This window comes from Candidatus Pantoea persica (assembly GCF_013753875.1).
GTDB lineage: Bacteria > Pseudomonadota > Gammaproteobacteria > Enterobacterales > Enterobacteriaceae > Pantoea > Pantoea persica.
Window position 1 is genome coordinate 292,256 of the sequence record NZ_SMDS01000016.1, and the last position, 18,791, is coordinate 311,046.

12 protein-coding genes and 14 pseudogenes are annotated in these 18,791 nt (G+C 59.4%); 5 read left to right on the forward strand and 21 right to left on the reverse strand.

Going from position 1 to position 18,791, the window contains the following annotated elements; genetic code table 11:
- Positions 1-96: 96 nt before the first annotated feature.
- The 5 pseudogenes from EIO60_RS06565 to EIO60_RS06585 all read right to left on the reverse strand — a co-directional run.
- A pseudogene (locus tag EIO60_RS06565) lies at positions 97-1,121 on the reverse strand (glycerate kinase).
- A gap of 135 nt (positions 1,122-1,256) precedes the next feature.
- Positions 1,257-1,331, reverse strand: a pseudogene (locus EIO60_RS06570) (hypothetical protein); the annotation flags it as partial.
- A gap of 37 nt (positions 1,332-1,368) precedes the next feature.
- A pseudogene (garL, locus tag EIO60_RS06575) lies at positions 1,369-2,101 on the reverse strand (2-dehydro-3-deoxyglucarate aldolase).
- 84 nt (positions 2,102-2,185) lie between these two features.
- Positions 2,186-3,338: pseudogene (locus EIO60_RS06580) on the reverse strand (enolase C-terminal domain-like protein).
- 9 nt (positions 3,339-3,347) lie between these two features.
- A pseudogene (locus tag EIO60_RS06585) lies at positions 3,348-4,147 on the reverse strand (MFS transporter); the annotation flags it as partial.
- A 327-nt stretch (positions 4,148-4,474) separates the two neighbouring features.
- Between EIO60_RS06585 and garD the strand changes: the two are divergent.
- Positions 4,475-5,979, forward strand: a pseudogene (gene garD, locus EIO60_RS06590) (galactarate dehydratase).
- Positions 5,980-5,983: 4 nt separating this feature from the next.
- On the opposite strand, the pseudogene EIO60_RS06595 reads toward garD, so the two are convergent.
- From EIO60_RS06595 to syd, 4 genes and pseudogenes are all read right to left on the reverse strand, one after another.
- Positions 5,984-6,337, reverse strand: a pseudogene (locus tag EIO60_RS06595) (flavodoxin); the annotation flags it as partial.
- An 11-nt stretch (positions 6,338-6,348) separates the two neighbouring features.
- Positions 6,349-7,092, reverse strand: a pseudogene (gene truC, locus EIO60_RS06600) (tRNA pseudouridine(65) synthase TruC).
- 29 nt (positions 7,093-7,121) lie between these two features.
- Positions 7,122-7,449, reverse strand: a pseudogene (locus EIO60_RS06605) (YqcC family protein).
- Positions 7,450-8,012: 563 nt separating this feature from the next.
- A complete protein-coding gene (gene syd / locus EIO60_RS06610) occupies positions 8,013-8,576 on the reverse strand; it encodes a SecY-interacting protein (RefSeq protein WP_258576251.1) in 564 nt (187 codons plus the stop codon).
- A gap of 65 nt (positions 8,577-8,641) precedes the next feature.
- On the opposite strand from syd, the gene queF reads away from it, so the two are divergent.
- Positions 8,642-9,487, forward strand: a complete 846-nt coding sequence (queF, locus tag EIO60_RS06615; protein WP_258576252.1) for an NADPH-dependent 7-cyano-7-deazaguanine reductase QueF — start codon at positions 8,642-8,644, stop codon at positions 9,485-9,487.
- A 52-nt stretch (positions 9,488-9,539) separates the two neighbouring features.
- On the opposite strand, the gene EIO60_RS06620 is transcribed toward queF, so the two are convergent.
- The gene (locus EIO60_RS06620) at positions 9,540-9,668 is read right to left on the reverse strand and encodes a hypothetical protein (protein WP_258576253.1); all 129 of its coding nucleotides are present in this window, start codon (positions 9,666-9,668) and stop codon (positions 9,540-9,542) included.
- Here EIO60_RS06620 and ppnN point away from each other — a divergent pair.
- Positions 9,657-11,016 (forward strand): annotated as a pseudogene (ppnN, locus tag EIO60_RS06625) (nucleotide 5'-monophosphate nucleosidase PpnN). The gene EIO60_RS06620 and the pseudogene ppnN overlap by 12 nt on opposite strands.
- Positions 11,017-11,055: 39 nt before the next feature.
- Positions 11,056-11,823, forward strand: a complete 768-nt coding sequence (gene xni, locus EIO60_RS06630) for a flap endonuclease Xni (protein WP_258576254.1) — start codon at positions 11,056-11,058, stop codon at positions 11,821-11,823.
- A 15-nt stretch (positions 11,824-11,838) separates the two neighbouring features.
- Here xni and EIO60_RS16600 read toward each other — a convergent pair whose 3' ends face one another.
- From EIO60_RS16600 to EIO60_RS06650, 8 genes and pseudogenes are all read right to left on the reverse strand, one after another.
- Positions 11,839-12,060 (reverse strand): hypothetical protein, encoded by a 222-nt coding sequence (locus tag EIO60_RS16600; RefSeq protein ID WP_374058140.1) that lies wholly within the window; start codon positions 12,058-12,060, stop codon positions 11,839-11,841.
- 7 nt (positions 12,061-12,067) lie between these two features.
- Positions 12,068-12,199 (reverse strand): hypothetical protein, encoded by a 132-nt coding sequence (locus EIO60_RS16605; RefSeq protein WP_374058141.1) that lies wholly within the window; start codon positions 12,197-12,199, stop codon positions 12,068-12,070.
- 70 nt (positions 12,200-12,269) lie between these two features.
- Entirely contained in the window at positions 12,270-12,428 is a 159-nt protein-coding gene (locus tag EIO60_RS16610) for a hypothetical protein (protein ID WP_374058143.1), read from the reverse strand.
- On the reverse strand, positions 12,410-12,736 hold the full coding sequence (locus EIO60_RS16615; RefSeq protein ID WP_374058144.1) for a hypothetical protein: 327 nt from the start codon (positions 12,734-12,736) through the stop codon (positions 12,410-12,412). The genes EIO60_RS16610 and EIO60_RS16615 overlap by 19 nt, the downstream gene beginning before the upstream one ends.
- Positions 12,737-12,943, reverse strand: coding sequence for a hypothetical protein (locus tag EIO60_RS16620; protein ID WP_374058145.1), 207 nt, complete (start codon positions 12,941-12,943; stop codon positions 12,737-12,739).
- Complete coding sequence (locus EIO60_RS06640) at positions 12,936-13,331, reverse strand: DUF423 domain-containing protein (RefSeq protein WP_258576255.1); 396 nt, start codon at positions 13,329-13,331, stop codon at positions 12,936-12,938. Before EIO60_RS06640 ends, EIO60_RS16620 begins: the two co-directional genes overlap by 8 nt.
- Before the next feature lie 50 nt (positions 13,332-13,381).
- Positions 13,382-14,292: pseudogene (locus EIO60_RS06645) on the reverse strand (transcriptional regulator GcvA).
- A 357-nt stretch (positions 14,293-14,649) separates the two neighbouring features.
- Positions 14,650-14,871, reverse strand: a complete 222-nt coding sequence (locus tag EIO60_RS06650) for a YgdI/YgdR family lipoprotein (RefSeq protein ID WP_258576256.1) — start codon at positions 14,869-14,871, stop codon at positions 14,650-14,652.
- A 199-nt stretch (positions 14,872-15,070) separates the two neighbouring features.
- Here EIO60_RS06650 and EIO60_RS06655 point away from each other — a divergent pair.
- A pseudogene (locus tag EIO60_RS06655) lies at positions 15,071-15,813 on the forward strand (aminotransferase class V-fold PLP-dependent enzyme); the annotation flags it as partial.
- Positions 15,814-15,876: 63 nt separating this feature from the next.
- Here the strand turns inward: EIO60_RS06655 and EIO60_RS06660 are convergent.
- The 3 genes and pseudogenes from EIO60_RS06660 to EIO60_RS06670 all read right to left on the reverse strand — a co-directional run.
- A pseudogene (locus EIO60_RS06660) lies at positions 15,877-16,540 on the reverse strand (ThiF family adenylyltransferase); the annotation flags it as partial.
- Positions 16,541-16,605: 65 nt separating this feature from the next.
- Positions 16,606-17,757, reverse strand: a complete 1,152-nt coding sequence (mltA, locus tag EIO60_RS06665; protein WP_258576257.1) for a murein transglycosylase A — start codon at positions 17,755-17,757, stop codon at positions 16,606-16,608.
- Positions 17,750-18,564: pseudogene (locus EIO60_RS06670) on the reverse strand (AMIN domain-containing protein). The gene mltA and the pseudogene EIO60_RS06670 overlap by 8 nt, the downstream one beginning before the upstream one ends.
- Positions 18,565-18,791: the final 227 nt, after the last annotated feature.

The window sequence follows — 18,791 nt, forward strand, 5'->3', positions numbered from 1 at the left end:
CAGGCTCCGGCCTGGTTTTTTTATCGCTGCCTGTCGCTCCCGCATAAAACAACTGGCGAATCGCCTTCTCTGCGGTAAACAGAGGCCGCTTTTTTGCTAGCGCAGCGCGCCGCCTAGCTTCAGCGTGGCCGCGATATTCCTGGCGGCCAGCCGTAAATTCGTCTCCGCATTTCTCTGCGCCTCTTCCAGAGTACAGATGCTGTACAGCATGCTGAATACCGCGTCCAGGCCGTGCTGATGCACCGATGCCGACGTCCGCCGTCAGGCTGCCCGCGATGCCGATAACCGGCTTATTAAACTGCTGCGCGACCTGCGCGACGCCAATCGGCACCTTACCGTTGATGGTCTGGCTGTCGATGCGCCCCTCGCCGGTGATCACCAGCGAGGCGTCTTTGACCGGCTCCGCCAGCCCCAGCGCCTCGGTGACGAGCTCGATGCCGCGTCGCAGATCCGCCTGGCAGAAGGCGTGCAGCGCCGCGCCCATGCCGCCCGCCGCCGGGAATATGCAGCACGTCAATATCAAGATCGCGCTGAATAATCGCCGCGTAGTGGGCCAGCGCGCGATCCAGCTGCGCCACCAGCTCCGGCGTCGCTCCCTTTTGCGGGCCGAAAATCGCCGAAGCGCCGTCGCGGCCGGTCAGCGGGTTGGTCACGTCGCAGGCGACCTTGAAGCGGCACTGCCGCACGCGCGAGTCCAGTGCGCTGATATCGATCTGCGCCAGCAGCAGCAGCAGCAGCGCGCCCAGCGCCTGCATCATGCCCGCGCCGCCGTCGTTGGTGGCGTTGCCGCCGATGCCGATAATGATATGTTCGACCCCCTTGTCCAGCACGCTCTGAATCAGCTCGCCGGTGCCAAAAGAGGTTGTCGTCAGGGGAGCGCGCTGGCCGGTGGGCACCAGCTCTAGCCCGCTGGCGGCCACCATCTCGATAAAGGCGGTGCACGCGTCGCCAGATAGGCCGTAAAAGGCGTCGGGCGGCCCGCTGACGCGCAGGTTAACGATACTTCCTTTTGTCGCCACCATCGCCTCAACCGTGCCCTCGCCACCGTCGGCAACCGGTATTTTTACGCATGTAGCATAAAGAAAGATCTCACGGAAGCCCGTTTCAATCGCTGATGCCACGCCAAGGGCGGATAAACTCTCTTAGTATTAATCCGGTGCGATTACGATTTTCATAGGGGATCCAAGCGCTGTGGTTGGACGATTCACCATCCTTGATGACGCGCTACGGCGGCCGCGCCGGACCGCCGCAAGGCGTTAACGGGTGATCTCAACTTTCGCTAACTTTTCATAATAGCAGGCGAGCGTGCTGTGGTCGGCGCTGCCCTGGCCGATAAATCCAATTTTCATTGCCTTCCCTCTCTGTCAGTTACTTCTTAAATTTGTCGCACGGCGCCTGGGTGGCGTTGCGGAATACGCCTAAATCGCTGCCTACCGCAACGAAGCTGACGCCCTACTCCAGATAGCGACGCGCGTCCGCTTCCACCGGCGCGAGAATGCCGCTCGGCTTGCCCGCAGCTTTGGCGCGCTCAAAAATATGCTTAATCACCTTCAGCACTCCCGGGTGCGCAGGCTGGCCAAGATAGCCCAGCGCGGCGGAGAGATCGCCCGGTCTGACGAAAATGCCATCACCCCCGTCAACCGCCGCGATAGCGTCGATGTTGTCCACCGCCTGCTGCGTTTCAATCTGCACCAGCAGCGTGATGTTGTCGTTTACCGTGGCGTTGTAATCCGGCAGCGTGCCGTACATATTGCCTCGGTGCAACACCGAGACGCCGCGGATGCCTGCAGGTGGATAGCGCGTCGAGGCCACGGCGCGCAGCGCCTTCTCTTCGGTTTCCACTAACGGGATGAGAAAGTTGTAAAAGCCGATATCCAGCAGGCGCTTGATAATCACTAGCTCGTTGCACGGCGGCCGCACCACCGGCGCGCTGACGCTGCCTTTCAGCGCCGTCAGCTGCGACACTAAAGGTGGTGATGTCGTTGGGTGCGTGTTCGCCGTCCAGCACCAGCCTGTTGAAGCCGGCGAGGCCGAGCACTTCGGTGGTCAGGGGGTTTGCCAGCGCGCACCAGCTGCCGATCAGGGTCTCTCCTGCCAGCAGGCGACGGCGAAACGCGTTCGGCTAGGCTGCGTTACTCATAATCTCTTCTCCTGTGACAACGGCTCCCCGCAGGGAGCCAAAAGGTTAGCGCACCAGGCATGGACGCTTGTTGTCGAAGGTCCAGTTGGGCACGAGGAACTGCATCGCCTGCGCATCGTCGCGCGCACCCAGGCCGTGTTTTTGATAGAGCGCGTTGGCCTGCATCACCTGATCCATATCCAGCTCCACGCCGAGGCCCGGCTTCTGCGGCACCAGCACCATGCCGCCTTTGATCTGCAGCGGCTCTTTGGTCAGGAGCTGGTTGCCCTCCTGCCAGATCCAGTGGGTATCGATGGCAGTTATGGCGCCCGGCGCGGCGGCCGCGACGTGGGTAAACATCGCCAGCGAGACGTCGAAGTAGTTATTGGAGTGCGAGCCCCAGGTGAGGCCGAAGTCGTGGCACATCTGCGCCACGCGCACCAATCCCTGCATGGTCCAGAAGTGCGGGTCCGCCAGCGGAATATCCACCGACTGCAGCGACAGCGTGTAGTCCATCTGACGCCAGTCGGTGGCGATCATATTGGTGGCGGTAGGCAGCCCGGTGGCGCGGCGGAACTCCGCCATCACCTCGCGGCCGGAGTAGCCCTGCTCTGTGCCGCACGGATCTTCCGCGTAGGCCAGCCCCCCCCCTTTCAGCTGCTTGCCAAGCAGGATCGCCTCGTTAAGCGACCAGGCGCCGTTGGGATCAAAGGTAATGCGTGCCTCGGGAAAGCGCTGCGCCAGCGCCATGACCGCTTCGATATAGAACAGATAAGCCGAGCACCGTTACCTCGTCGCGCTGCTGGCCGGTACCAAGCAGCTCCGCCACCGGCACGCCAAGGCACTGGCCGAGCAAATCGAGCAGCGCCGCCTCCAGCGCGGCAACGGCGTTAACGCGCAGCTCAAATGCCCAGGCGACTTTGCCGAAGGTGTCGAAATCCGCCGTCTGGTTGCCTTTTTGTACCTGCTGCGCCAACCAGTTCATGCGCGCCACCTGCTGGCCTTTTACCTGTGGGATCGCCGCCACCAGCGTCTGATAAATGGTCTCGCCGCCCGGCGCCTCGCCGACGCCGGTATGACCCGTGCTGTTGGTCAGCACCACGATATTGCGGGTGAAACAAGCACTGTGCGCGCCGCCGATATTCAGCAGCATGCTGTCGTAACCGGCGACCGGGATCACCGGCATCTCAGTGATTATCAGCGTACTCTGCGTATTCATACTCCCTCCTTATGTCCGGGGTTTCAGTTCGACACGTTTGATATCGCCGGTAATCACCAGGAAACTGAATGCGGCGACGAAGGCGTGGATGCCGACATAGATCAGAGCGCCTTCAAACGAACCGCTGGTGGCGATGATGTGGCCGATAGCGATCGGCGTGACGATGCCGGAGAAGTTGCCGAACATATTGAACAGGCCGCCGATCAGGCCGCTGATCTCTTTTGGCGCGGTATCCGCCATCACCGCCCAGCCCAGCACGCCGATGCCTTTACCGAAGAAGGCCAGCACCATAAACAGCACCACCACCCGTTCGGTTTCGGTGTAGTTGCACATCACCATGCTGATGGAGAGCAGCATGCCGAGCACGATAGGGGTTTTGCGCATCAGGTAGTCGGAGATGACGCCGCCGAGGAAGCCGCAGATCGCCGGGATCGAGGCGATCATGCCCGCCTTGAGGATCGATATGCCGCTCGCCTGCACCAGATAGACTGGAAACAGGTGATAAAGAAGTAGGTCAGCACATTGACGCAGTACTGCCCGAGATAGATGCCCTACATCATGCGCGTCGAGAGCAGCTGCTTGATCTGAAACCACTTCTCATCCCAGCTCACTTTGCGCTCGGCCTTTTTGGCGTCTATGTTGATCAGCGCGCCGCCCTGCTCCATATACTCCAGCTCTGCTTTGTTCACGCCGGGATGTTCGTTGGGATCGTGGATCACCTTCAGCCAGATAAAGCTGAGAATGATGCCGAGGCCGCCCATAAACCAGAAAACGTGCGCCCAGCCTACCTCAGCCACCAGCCAGCCCATAAAGGAATGACGAAAAGCGGTGACACTGGATGAACGCCTGACAATTTCGCCCGATTAACGGCAAATATATGGCAGTTGCACAGAAGACTGCGGCGCGCTTCACGGAACCCGTTTTTTGCGGCGTTAATGATGAATAAATAAGCAATAACCTGAGGCTTTGTGAGACTCTTCACTTGCTTTGGGCAAAGCGAACCAAAGGCGATATCCCGCGCGAATGCCGGTCAGTTGCACAATGCGGCGCACTGGTGTGCTCCTTATACTGAAGCTGGCAAACCGACAGACGTTTCACGCGCCGCCATGTACGGCGCGCAAGCAGAAAGGTGAGCGATGAACAGAATGCAGAATGAGCCGCCGCTCTACATTAAAGTCCACGAAGATGACAACGTCGCTATCGTGATTAACAACCAGGGGTTGCCGGCGGGCACCAGATTTCCCGACGGCCTGACGCTGACGGAGCATGTGCCGTAGGGCCATAAGACGGCGCTGGAGGCTATTCCCGCCGGCGCCGCGATCCGCCACTACGACGAAGTGATCGGCTATGCGCTGCGCGATATCCCGCATGGCAGCTGGATTGAGGAGTCGCTGGTGGCGCTGCCCGACGCGCCGCTGCCGCCGCTGGAGGGGTATACCTTCGAAGGCTACCGCAATGCGGACGGCAGCGTCGGCACGCGCAACCTGCTCGGCATTACCACCAGCGTGCACTGCGTGGCGGGCGTGGTGGACTATGTGGTGCAGATGATCGAACGCGAGCTACTTCCGCACTATCCCAACGTCGACGGCGTGGTGGCGCTGAACCATCTTTACGGCTGCGGCGTCGCCATCAACACGCCCGCAGCCATGTTACCTATTCGCACTATTCACAACCTGGCGCTGAACGCCAACTTCGGCGGCGAAATCATGGTGGTTAACCTCGGCTGTGAAAAGCTGCAGCCCGAGCGTCTGCTGACCGGCACCGACGACGTGCAGGCAATTTCGCTGGACGACGGCGACATCGTGCGCCTGCAGGACGAGCGCCATATCGGCTTCGGCGCAATGGTGGAGTCAATCCTCAGCTTAGCGAAAAGGCATCTGGAACGGCTGAATCAGCGCCAGCGCGAAACCTGCCCCGCCTCCAAGCTGATCGTCGGCATGCAGTGCGGCGGCAGCAACGCCTTTTCCGACGTAACCGCCAACCCGGCGGTCGGCTTCGCCTCCGATCTACTGGTGCGCTGCGGCGCCACGGTGATGTTTTCGGCGGTGACCGAAGTGCGCGATGCCGTTCACCTGCTGACGCCGCGCGTTATCAACGAAGCGGTCGGCAAACGGCTGCTGGAGGAGATGACGTGGTATGACGACTATATCGATCAGGGCAAGACCGACCGCAGCGCCAACCCCTCGCCCGGCAATAAAAAGGGCGGGCTGGCGAACGTGGTGGAAAAAGCGCTTGGCTCCATCGCCAGATTGTTGAAGTGCTGTCGCCAGGCCAGCGTCCGACGCAACGCGGACTGATCTACGCCGCCACGCCCGCCAGCGACTTCGTCTGCGGCACGCAGCAGATGGCGTCCGGCATTACCCTGCAGGTGTTTACCACCGGACGCGGTACCCCCTACTACGGCCTGGCGGCGATCCTGGTGATTAAGATGGCAACGCGCAACGCGCTGGCGGAGCGCTGGCATGATTTGATAGATATCAACACGGGCGCTATCGCCACGGGCGAGGAGACGATCGAAGAGGTGGACTGGCGGCTTTTCAAACTGATTCTGGCGATCGCCAGCGGTCAGCAGCAAACCTGGTCCGACCGCTGGGGGAGCCGCAACCAGCTGGTGGTGTTCAATCCGGTACCGGTGACCTGACTGTGCGCTGCGCGCCATGCTCCTGCAGCAGAGCGTCGAAGGTTTTGCCCGCGCCGCAGAAGTGGTCATAGCTGCTGTCGCCCAGCGCGATAACGCCGTAGCGCAGCGCCGGCTGGTGGCCCAGCTTATCCTTCACATCCTGATAGAGACCGGTGATGCTGTCGGGAAAATCGCCCTGCCCGATAGTGGAGGTGCCGATCAGCGCCACCTCGCTGCTGTAGGGCTGCCACTGCGCCAGCGTGGCATCGTTAAATACCGCGACCTCATGCCCCTGCGCCTGCAGAAGCGGCTGCGCCTCTTCCGCCACCAGCAGCGCGTTACCGTATACCGTGCCTACAAAAATACCAATCTTCGCCATATGCCTGCTCCTTAAACGGTAAGGCTCTCCTCGCTTGCCGCGTCGGCAAACTCAAGTCCTGCGGCAAGCAGCGCCTCCTGCCAGCCAAACTACTGTGCCAGCTGCTGCCACACCCTGTCTAGCCCGGCGCGGATAATCAGCGGCTCGCCGGTAAAGGGGTGCGTCAGCGCCAGGCTGCTAGCGTGCAGCATCAGCCGGTCGGCACCGAAATGCTGCACCGCGGTTTTGCCGCAGATCGCCATGGGTGGTGTCGCCGATCATCGGGTGGCGCAGGTGCGCCATATGACGGCGCAGCTGATGCTTGCGGCCGATGCGGGGAGAGAGCTTGCATCAGGCCTGTAGCGCGCGCTCGGGTAGCGGCCAATCGCCACCGCCATCTCTGCCCAGACGAGCGCCTGATAGTCCGTCACCGCCGGCTTCGCCGTGCGCGTTTCCATGGCGAACTTGTCGGCGATCTTGTCCAGCTCCTCCACCAGCAGATAGTCAAGCATGCCGCCTTCCTGCAGCCAGTCGCGCACCACCGCGTGGTAGGTTTTCTGCATCTGATGCTGCTCGAACTGCTGCGCCAGGCGGCGCCCCGCCTCGCTGGACAGGCCCATCAGCAGCACGCCCGAGGTCGGGCGATCTAGGCGATGGGCGGTGAAGACGTGCTGGCCGATCTGGTCGCGCACGGTCTGCATCACCACCACCTTCTCTTTGCGATCCAGCCAGCTGCAGTGCACCAGCCAGCCGGCGGGTTTGTTCACCGCCACCAGCTATTCATCTTGATAGATAATCTCTAGCATCAGGCGGGATCGTCCGTAAACAGCGCGTCTAGCTGGCTCAGGCTGCGCAGAATCGACGCATGGCCCGGCGTGGCGGCGGCCACAGTGCGACTTCACAATAGGGCGCAATAGCGAAGTTTTGCGGCAGCGGCTGCTGCGCGGCGATAAGCGCCCGCAGGCGCGGGATTAAAATCCACTGCAGCCACTCCAGCGGCTCCAGCGTGTCCAGACAGAAAGGCTGGCTTGCTGGCCAAGGGCGCTGGCCGACAGCGGCGTCTCCTGCCAGTGCTGATGCTCGCGTAGCAGCGTTTCGAGCTGCGTCAGCTGTTCTGATACTAAAGGGGTCATGGGCCGCCCTCGCGAGAGATAAATGTGGGCGGCAAGCATACCATCGCCGGGCGCGCGCGCAAAAAAAGAGCACTGTTAAAACAGTGCTCCCGGTTCGTTTGCAGCATTCCCGCTACGCTGATGCCCCCTGCTCTTCCATGACAACTTTTCCTGCGCGCCATCCTGCGCAAATCGTCCTGATTTTTCCTTTGGCTTCCTGGCCCGCCACGCATAATGTGCGTCTCCTTCCTAGAAGAGGTGTCCCTGACTCTTTCCTGAGTGTCCTGCTTTATCCTGAAGCCTTCTGTGTGACGTAAGCTCTGTTACGGTCCCACCTCCTGGTATGACGTCTCCAGACGCTATCTTCAAATCCTCTGGCTTCCTACCAATGTTGGCTATTCTGGCAGACGCCGTTGAATAAACAAGGTACTAAAAACGTCAAGCTCTGTATCCAAAGATTAAAATTAGGAATAATGCCATTAAGTTAATGATTCACAATATTTTTACATTTAAGCCGTCTGGAAGGCTTACTGTGGAAATTGCTAATATCTCACACGTATTATAAGAGATATCTCACATATCACTCATCCAATCTCTGCAACTCCCCCGATAACCGGTTGTAAATTCCTAAGAAATATCTGAATATTTTCCGCAAAAGTCTCACGCTTTTTGCTGCCAGGCTGTTCAAGAATAATTTCGCCCGTCAGGTTGCAGAAGGACACGATCTCCTGCTCCAAGTCGGTGGTGGCGATAAACAGCGTCGGCGTCTGTTTCAGGCGACGCTTCATCACCAGATGGCCGATCAGGTTCTCCTGCAGGCGCAAAAAATCCTCTTCGCTCCATACCTGCAGCAGCGACAGCTCACGCTGCACAAAGCGCGCCGTCATATCGCCGGCAAACTGTGTAGTGTAAAAGGCGGTGATATCGGCCTGAAGCTGGATATCCAGTGCGCGCTTAATGGCCTCCAGCGTGGCAGGCAGGCTGAACGGCTGCGGCAGCCACCACACTTCGTCGCGCTGCGTGGCGACCATGCAGGGGGAAGGCACACCAGCAAGTGCCTGGCTGGCCGGGGCGTGGCCGGTGTGCTGTTGCCAGGCGGCGCAATAGCGGGTGGTAAATTCGAACAGGGCGTCGGCAGCTCGTTGCATGACTCTTTTTCTCACGTCTGATGGGTTACACTTATCTACTTTGTCTTGTTTTACGAGTAACCGCTATGCCTTTATATGAAAAGGATCAGCCGCTGAGCAACCTGACCCTGGGCAAACCTACAGCCTATCACGATCGCTATGACCCCAGTCTGCTGCAGGCGGTGCCGCGCAGCCTGAACCGCACGCCGCTCGGCCTGACGTCCGACGCGCTGCCGTTTACCGGCGCGGATATCTGGACGCTTTACGAGCTTTCCTGGCTCAACAGCAAGGGCGTGCCGCAGGTGGCGCTAGGCGAGGTAGTGCTGAACGCGACCAGCGACAACCTGATCGAGTCGAAAAGCTTTAAGCTCTATCTTAACAGCTTTAACCAGACGCGCTTCGCCGAGTGGGGCGAGGTGCGCCAGACGCTGGAGCGCGACCTTGGTGCCTGCGCGCAGGGCGACGTCAGCGTGGCGCTGTTTCGCCAGAGCGAGATAGAAGGCCAGCCTGTCGGCCAGTTTAGCGGCTACTGCATCGACGAGCAGGATATCGAGATCGACGACTACCGCTTCAACGCCGACTATCTCGCCAGCGCGGCGAGCGGCGACGTGGTCGAGGAGACGCTGGTCAGCCATCTGCTGAAATCCAACTGTCTGATCACCCATCAGCCCGACTGGGGTTCGGTGATGATCCGCTATAAAGGCGCGCGCATCGATCGCGAGGCGCTCCTGCGCTACCTGATCTCCTTCCGCCAGCACAACGAATTTCACGAGCAGTGCGTGGAGCGCATCTTTAACGATGTGATGCGCTTCTGCCAGCCGGAAAAGCTGACGGTCTATGCGCGCTATACCCGACGCGGCGGGCTGGACATCAATCCGTGGCGCAGCAATGTGCCCTTCACGCCGGGCTTCTCTCGTCTAGCGCGTCAGTAGCTTTGCGAGGCCTCTCACAGCCTGCGCTCGGGCGGCGCGTTTCCCTTGAGCGTTAACGGTCGACAAGGCTACTCTGGTGCAGGCGGCGGTCGGAGGATCGCCGACCAGGGATTATCGCCACCGCAACGGCGGTGCCATCAGTCACCCAGGCGGGTGTAAAGGAGTTCATTTGATTACGCATATCAGCCCACTTGGCTAGATGGATCTGTTTCTCAGCTGGAAGTGGACATGCTCAAGCGTACGGCAAGCAGTGACCTTTACTAGCTGTTCCGTAATTGCTCGCTCGCCGTGATTAACTCCGGCAGCCAGACCGACAGCAGCCACGAACTGCTCTCCCGCTTCGAAAATTTCGATATCAACGTGCTGCGCCGCGAGCGCGGCGTTAAACTTGAGCTAATCAATCCGCCGGAAGAGGCCTTTGTTGACGGCCGCATTATCCGCTCGCTGCAGACCAACCTGTTTGCCGTGCTACGCGACATCCTCTTTGTTAACGACAGCTCTCTATTGCCGGTCTGGAAGAGGCGGCGCCGGAAGATTCAGCACATATTACCAACCAGGTGTTCTCGATCCTGCGCAACGCCCGCGCGCTGCACGTCGGCCAGTTTCCCAATACCGTGGTGTGCTGGGGCGGCCACTCCATGAACGCCGTGGAGTATCAGTACTGCCGCAACGTCGGCACCCAGCTGGGGCTGCGCGAGCTGAACATTTGTACCGGCTGTGGCCCCGGTGTGATGGAAGCGCCGATGAAGAGCGCGGCGGTGGGCCATACGCAACAGCGCTACCGCGACAGCCGTTTTATCGGTCTTACCGAGCCGTCGATTATCGCCGCGGAGCCGCCGAATCCGCTGGTGAACGAGCTCATAATCACGCCGGATATTGAAAAGCGCCTCGAAGCCTTTGCGCGCATCGCCCACGGCATCATTATCTTCCCAGGCGGCGTGGGCACGGCGGAAGATCTGCTCTATCTGCTGGGGATCATGATGAACCCGCAGAACCAGGATCAGGTGCTGCAGCTGATCCTCACCGGCCCGAAAGAGAGCGCCGACTATTTCCACGTGCTGGACGACTTTATCGTCAATATGCTGGGCGAAGCGGTGCGCAAACACTATCAGATCATCATCGACGACGCTGCCGAAGTGACGCGCCTGATGAAAAAAGCGATGCCGCAGGTCAAAGAGTACCGCCGCGAAACGGGCGACGCCTACAGCTTCAACTGGTCGATCCGCATCTCGTCCGATCTGCAGAGACCCTTCTTGCCGCCCCATGAGAAAATGGCCAACCTCAACCTTTACACCAGCCAGCCGGCGGATCAGCTGGCGGCGATCTACGCCGCGCCTTCTCCGGCATCGTCGCCGGAAACGTCAAGGAGATCGGCATCCGCGAAATCCGTGAAAAGGGACCCTATAAGCTGCATGGCGAAGCGGACACTATGCGTCGCATGGATGAGCTGCTGCAGGGATTCGTCGCCCAGCACCGCATGAAGCTGCCGGGCACCGCCTATATCCCCTTGCTACGAAATCGTTAAATAACCGCAAGGAAGGCGGCCCGCACGGGCTGCCGTTTACCTTATGTCACTTCATCTTCTTATCGTTGACGCCCTTAATCTGATCCGTCGTCTGCATGCGGTGCAGGGTTCGCCCTGTGTCGAGGGCTGCGTCGCAGCGCTGCGCCAGCTGCTGGGCCACACGCAGCCGACCCATTCGGTGGCGGTGTTCGACAGCGACAGGCGGCATCAGGGCTGCCGTCATGAACTGTTGCCCGACTATAAAAGCGGCCGTCCGCCGATGCCGGAGGATCTGCAGGCGGAACTGCCTGCGCTGCAGGAGGCGCTCCGCCGCATCGGCGTCAGCTGCTGGACGGCGGAAGCGAATGAGGCGGACGATCTGGCGGCCACGCTCGCCGTGAAAATGACGCAGGCGGGCCACCAGGCGACCATCGTCTCCACCGATAAAGGTTACTACCAGCTGCTGGCGCCGCAGATCCGTATTCGCGACTACTGTCAAAAACGCTGGCTTGATCTGCCCTTTATCGACGGTAAATTTGGCGTCGCGCCGGAGCGGCTGCCGGATTACTGGGGACTGTACGGCGTCAGCAGCAGCAAAATTCCCGGCGTGCCGGGTATTGGCCCGAAAAGTGCGAAAACACTGCTGCAAAGCTTCGGCTTGCTGGAGGCGAGCTATGCGCGGCTGGAGGAAGTGCCGGAGAAATGGCGCGCCAAACTGGTGGCGGGAGAAGCGTCGGCCCTGGTCAGCCGCCAAGTCTCGACGCTGAAGCAGGACCTGACGCTGCGGGGCAACCTGACAACCCTGCACTATACGGGCCAGGCGTCGCAGTAACGTCTGACCGGCGGATTAACGCTCGTCGCGGCGGCCTGGAATCGCGCCCCAGATGCGGCGGATTTGCATGGTGACCTCTTCGCAATCGTGATAGAGCTGACGCGCGCGGATCTGCGCGTTGATGCCCTGCGCCTTGAGCGCCTCGTCCATAATCGCTAGGTTCTGCGTCACCTCTTCATAGCGCTTTTTCATCGGCAGCTTGAGGTTGAAGATCGCTTCGCGGCACCAGCCATTCAACAGCCATTCATTCGGTCATCAGGTTGGCGACGCGCACCGGCTTCTCCACCATGTCGCACACCAGCCAGTCGTTGTTATGGCTCGTTGGACGAAACTTGAAGCCGTCCTCGCGGCAGTGGGTGACCTGCCCGGTATCCATCAGGCTCGGCGCCATCGGCGCCGTTGTTCACGGCGTACACCCACATGCTGCGCTTCACCAGCAGATAGGTCTAGCCGCCCGGGCAGGCGCCGAGATCGACCGCGTGCATGCCACCCGCGAGGCGCTCATCCCATTCATCGGCGGGAATAAAGACGTGGAACGCCTCTTCCAGCTTCAGCATTGAGCGGCTCGGCGCGTCGGCCGGAAACTTCAGGCGCGGAATGCCCATATAGAACGGCGAGTTGTTGCCGACGAAGGAGTAGCCGACGTAGCAGGCGCCCGGCGCGATAAAGAAAACGTGCACCACGGGGCGCTCCGGGCTCTCATGTTGAGCAGGATGCCCGCCTCGCACAGGCTGGCGCGCAGCGGCACGGTAAACTTGCGGCAAAATTTGGTCAGCTCTTTCGCGTCGTTGGTATCCGGCACCTCAACGCGCAGCTCGCCGCCCTTCTCCACCACGCCGGTCAGCATGCCGACGATCGGCGTAATGCGATCCTCCGGCGGCAGATCTTTCAGCAGCTCGCCCACAACCAGCATCTAGCGGGCAAAAACCAGCGTGTCGAACGGCAAATCGCGCATCAGGCGATCGGCATCTTCATGCTGGTAGCACTCAAACAGCACGTAGCCGCTGTTCTCCTTGACGCGCGGGAAGCCGTAGATTTCGCGCTCGGCCGCTTTCGCGGTGATTTCCTCCGCACACTCTTTTTCAAAAGAGGGACGACAATAGAGTAAAACTTTATTCATGGCGATCTGCCTTTCGTTTCAGACGCAGCGCGCCAATCAACATCAGGAACCAGCCGACCAGGAAGCAAAGCCCCCCAACCGGCGTAACAAAAACCCAAAACTTCAGATGCGACAGCGCCAACGAATAGAGGCTGCCGCTAAACAGCACGATGCCGAGGGCGAGAAAGGCGCTGCTCCAGTAAAACCAGAGGTTGGCGCGGCGCAACATCGCGGCGCCTAAGCCGATAACCGCCAGCGTATGGTAGGCTTGATACTCTAGGCCGGTATGGATCCAGGCCATTTCCGCCGGGCTAAGCGAACAGCTGAGCACGTGGGCGCCGAAAGCGCCAAAGGCCACCAGCAAAAATCCGCTGATGGCGGCAAAGATAAACATGGCGCGACTGGACATCGGACTATCCTCAAGGTGCATCTGTACTTCACTGTACAGAAATCAATAATTTAGTGGTCGTAGCGAAAGCGAAATTTTTCTTGTTCGCTCACGGCCTTCGCCAGCATCCACTGTCGAAAGGCGGCTATTTTACCTAGATCTTCCTGGCTGTCATGACAAACCAGATAAAAAGCATTTTTACTGACTAATACGTCGTTGAACGGGCAAATCAGCCGGCCAGCTTCGATCTCACGCTGCGCCATCACGTTGTTCGCCAGCGCCACGCCCTGACCGTGGATGGCGACCTGCAGCACCATGGCGCTGTGGCTGAATATTGGCCCCTGCTGCACATTAATGTGCTGCAAGCCTAGCTGACGAATATAGGATTACCAGTCGCGGCGCGAGGCGTCGTGCAGCAGGGTAAAGCGCGCCAGATCTTCCGGCTCTTTCAATGGGTTATCGCCGGCCATTAGCGCCGGCGAACAGACCGGCAGCAGATACTCGGCATAGAGTTTTTCTACCCGCAGCCCTGGCCAGTTGCCGCGGCCGTAGAAGATAGCCACGTCCACATCATCAGCCAGCTTCTCCTCATCGCGGTCTACCGCCTGAATGCGCACGCCGATGCCCGGATAAGCCATATTAAAGCTGGAGAGGCGCGGCACCAGCCAATGAATAGCGAAGCTGGGCAGCAGGTCAGTGCGCCTTTCGCGCTACGCGCCTGCAGCTTGCGCGTCGCGTCGTTGAGGGCGGTGAAAATCTCTTTGATATCGAGATAGTAGCTTTGCCCCTCTTCCGTCAGCAAAAGCGAACGATTCCTCCGGCGAAACAGCTTTACCCCTAGAAAATCTTCCAGAGATTTTATCTGATGGCTTACGGCCGCCTGAGTGACAAACGGCTCTTCAGCCGCTTTAGTGAAGCTAAGATGGCGCGCCGCAGCGTCAAACACGCGGAGTGCATTAAGTGGAGGCAGGTTTTTTGACATGGTTATTGATGCTTGAATCGGAGGCAAAACACGTACGCTTATAACAAGCGGTCATATATTAGTTTTAGTAATCCGAGGCATTATAAATTATAAATTGTCCGTTGAGTAAACTCCAGCAAATACATATAGTTGCGGCACTTCCTGAGCCGGAACGAAAAGATTTCAGGATTTGTGAGTGAGTTCGCAGACTTCCGGAAAGCTTTTGGATTGTGGTCGTAATGTTGTGTTTGCATATTGATCTGACGATTGCAGATCAAGCTTTTAATTCCTGTAGATTTACCCTGTCTGTCCATAGTGATTTTGAATAGCACCGCAAATTGCGGTGCTTTTTCTTGCCTGCAATATGCGCGAAATCGCTTACTGCATTTCCACCATCTCTTTAACGTCAGAGCGGTTGATCTGTTGCTTGTTGCCGTTAGCGTCTTTATAGCTGATCATACAGGTGTCATCGTCTACCGTCGGCTTGCCTTCAGAAACTATGGTGCGACCGTCGTTGGTATGCATAACATAATTGCTGGAACACGCGGCCAGAGTAAAAGCCAAAGTGCAGATAGCCAGCACTGCGAAAAGTTTTTTCATTTTCTATCTCCTTGCAGATTGATTGCCTCAAACCTCCCCACTGCAGCTAACCGGTAGTCAAATCGACTAAAGAGGGTTGCTCCTAATGCGGGTTTTGGTTTAAACCTTGCATTAATCATGCATAATGCGCTTTTACAGCTTTGCCAGAAGAGAGTCAGGCTTTTGATCTGGGCCTATTTGTCAGCATGAAGAGCCACGCATGACCGCATTTAACCCTACGCTGTTCCGCCAGCAGTTTCCGGCGCTGAACGACGCCGGCGTCTACCTCGACAGCGCCGGCACCGTGCACCGTAGCCAGTACGCCGCGGCGCGCCAGCTGACCGAGCGCTATGAGCGGGCGCGGCATCAGGTGGCTCGGCTGCTCAATGCGCCTCACGGCCAGCAGATCGTCTGGACGCGCGGCACACGGAGGCGATCAACCTTGTCGCTAACGGCTGGCTGCTGCCGCGCCTGAAGGCGGGCGACGAGATTGTCGTCAGCGAGGCGGAACACCATGCCAATCTGGTGCCCTGGCTGATGGTGGCGCAGGCGCGCGGCGCCAGAGTGGTGAAGTGGCCGATTGGCGAGGATCGCCTGCCCGATATTGCCCAGCTGCCGTCGCTGCTTAACGCGCGCCCCCGCCTGCTGGCCATGGGGCAGATGTCCAACGTCACCGGGGGCTGCCCCGATCTGTCCCAGGCTATCGCGCTGGCACACGCCGTCGGCGCAAAGGTGATGGTTGACGGCGCGCAGGGCGTAGCGCACTACCCGCCCGACGTGCAGGCGATGGATATCGATTTTTACGCCTTCTCGGCGCATAAGCTCTATGAACCGACTGGCATCGGCGCGCTCTACGGCAAAGCGGCGCTGCTGGAGGAGATGACGCCGTAGCAGGGCGGTGGCAAGATGCTGACGCAGGTGGATTTCAGCGGCTTTACGCCGCAGCCGGTGCCCTGGCGGTTTTAGGCCGGCACGCCGAACGTGGCGGGCGTGGTTCAGCAAGCCGCGCGCGGCGCAGCCCTGAACTTACGCCGCCTGACGCGTCGCACACGCCAGAAACTTCTTCAGCGCGTGTGAGACAGCGACAAAGCCAAAGGTCGCGGTTACCATAGTGGCCGCGCCGAATCCCGTCTCGCAGTCCATTCTTTTGGGCCCTTCGGCGGTGCTGCGCGCGGCGCAAACGCTGCCGTCCGGCTGCGGATACATCAGCGCTTCGGTAGAGAAAACGCAGTCGATGCCCAGCTTGCCCTTGCTGTTTTTCACCACGCCCAGCGCCTTCAGCCGCTCGCGCAGCTTGGCCACCGGTGGTAATCAGCGGGATCTTGTTGCGGCGGCACCAGGAGATCAGCGCCGCCTTGGGGCGAACGCTGTCGATAGAGTCAATCACATAGTCGAAGCCCGCCGCCATCAGCTCAGCGGTATTGTCCGGCGTAATGAAGTCGTCGATACAGATGACTTCGCAGTCGGGATTGATGGCGCGCAGGCACTCCGCCATCACCTCGGTTTTCGCCCGGCCGACGTTGCCGCTCAGGGCGTGAATCTGCCGATTGGTATTGGTGATGCAGACATCATCCATATCAATCAGCGTAATTTTGCCAATGCCGATCACGCAGAAGTGCGCCTGCACGAATCGCATCAGCGCATCCTGCCCATAGAGACGTGCCGTGCCGCCAAAACGCTGACGCCAGGCCTAGTTAACCACACTCATAATTAACCTTGTTACGTCGTACGGGCCTTGCGGCCCGCAGAGAAAAATCAGTTTGCGCCCAGAAGCAGCGAGCCATTATTGCCGCTTTGCGGGTTGCTGAACAGCGGCTGGGCTGCGCCCGGCGCCTCTTTCAGCACCCAGACGCGCCCGTAATGGTTGTAGAAGCCAGCAAGGTGCGCCGCGTCGGAGCCGATGCCTTGATAGATATCAAAGTGTTGCCCCTTGATCGCGCCGCCAACGTCCAGCGCCACCATCAGGCGCATCTCATATTTGCCGTTGAATTTGCCCTTCTCGTTCAGCTGCGGCACTTCCGCCAGCAAAACGGTGCCCGCCGGGATCAGCGAGCGGTCCGAGGCGACAGAGGCTTTCGCCACCAGCGGCACCGCGCTGGCGCCGCGCACCGGGGTAAAGGCTTCGGGCTTGAAGAAGACGAACGACGGGTTGGTTTCCAGCAACGCGCGCACTTCCGACTCGGAGTGGGAAGCCGCCCAGTCGCGGATCGCCTGTATCGACATATCTTCGCGCTTCACTTCGCCGCGGTCGATTAGCTCTTTGCCAATGCTGTGATAGGCCCAGCAGTTCTTACCGCCGTAGCCAAAAAAGGTCATCGGACGGCCATCACCGTAGTCGACGTAGCCACTGCCCTGCACGTCCATAATAAAGTTATCGATAAGAGAGTTGCTCCAGCCGATAACGTAGCGCTCATCCAGCGCGCCGCTGTAGATCGACGCACGGCTCGGCAGCTTCGCGCCGCGCTTGCGCGGCGGCATGCGGTAGATCGGATACTGGAACTCGCCCTGACGCGTATAGCGCGCCTGCACCACCGGCGTATGGTAGCCGGTAAACTGCACGTTGCCGTAGTTGTCGGTGCCTTCCATCTGGAAGGCGTTGAGGCCGTACTGACGCAGCCGGCGCGTGTCGGCGCCGGCCATCAGCCAGCTCTCTACCGCGCTGTAGGTGCCGGTATGGCGGCCATAAAGTGCGGACGAGGCGGACTGAATGTTTCTCACCTGCTCGCAAAAATCTCTGCCGTTCACCGGCCTGCCCTTGGCATTGGGCTGATTCACCAGCGCCAGCGACTGCTCCAGCTTGCCGTCTTTATACTGCTGCCCGCGATCGGTCAGTTTTGAACTGCAACCCGCCAGCAGCGCAAATAGTGCGCCAGTAAGTGTATACTTCGCCCAGTGTCCTTTATTCATCGCCTTCTCTTTTATCCATGAGTGTTCGCCCCGCGACGATAGCAGAGCCCCTAGCAGAATGAAATCGTCTGCCCCCGCCCTTGTCGAAATAGGCTTTGATGCCGTGAAAAATTGCCTCCGCCACCTGCTGCTGGTAGCGGCTGGTGCGCAGCTTGCACTCCTCTTCTATGTTTCTGATAAAGGCGGTCTCCACCAGAATCGACGGAATATCCGGCGCCTTCAGTACGGCGAAGCCCGCCTGACCCACGGTATGCTTGTGCAGGTGGTTGATATGCCCCATACGCTGCAGCACCTCTTTTTTGCCAAACTTCAAGCTGTCGTGGATAGTCTGGCGCTGCGCCATATCGAACATGGTGTGATCGAGATAGCGATCGCCACTCTTGCTGACGCCGCCGAGGTCGCGCCCCGCCTTCCCGGGCAGCGTCACCGCCGCCGGTTCGTTGCGTTCCAGATCGCCTTGGTTGTAATCCTTGAGCAGCGCTAGCAGCGGATCGTCTTCGGCGCAACGTTGCGCTTCAGCTCCAGCACGATGCGCACAGTGCTGGCCTCGAACTGCCCTACCCGCGCGCTTTTGATAAAGGGATCGTTAACGCGCACCAGCTTGTCGACCCCTTTTAACACCGGGTTCAGGTGCATGTTCTGAATATCGATCACCAGCCGGTCTGGGTGGCTGAGCGCGAACTGCTTATAGTGAAGCGGCACGCTGGACTCCAGCGTCAGGCGGGAATAGGTCGATGAGGGCCAGATGCGCACTGCGACAATATGGTTTCGCGCCGCCAGCCCGGCGCGGCTGACGCTCAACAGCAGTAATGCGCCTGTGCTCTGTAAAAATCGTCTGCGGGGAAAAAAGGGGGGTTGCTCCGGACATGCCGCTCCAACTGCGTTGCTCTGTTCTGTCTAAAAGAAGCCGCCTCAATAGAAGGCGCTGAAAACTTTACCCAGCTCTCTCACTCTTGTCATGCTGGAAAATCAAAATAATGCAGTCTCGTAGCAGAATTCGCACTCGAAAAAACGTAAATTTACGTCAGGTTTAA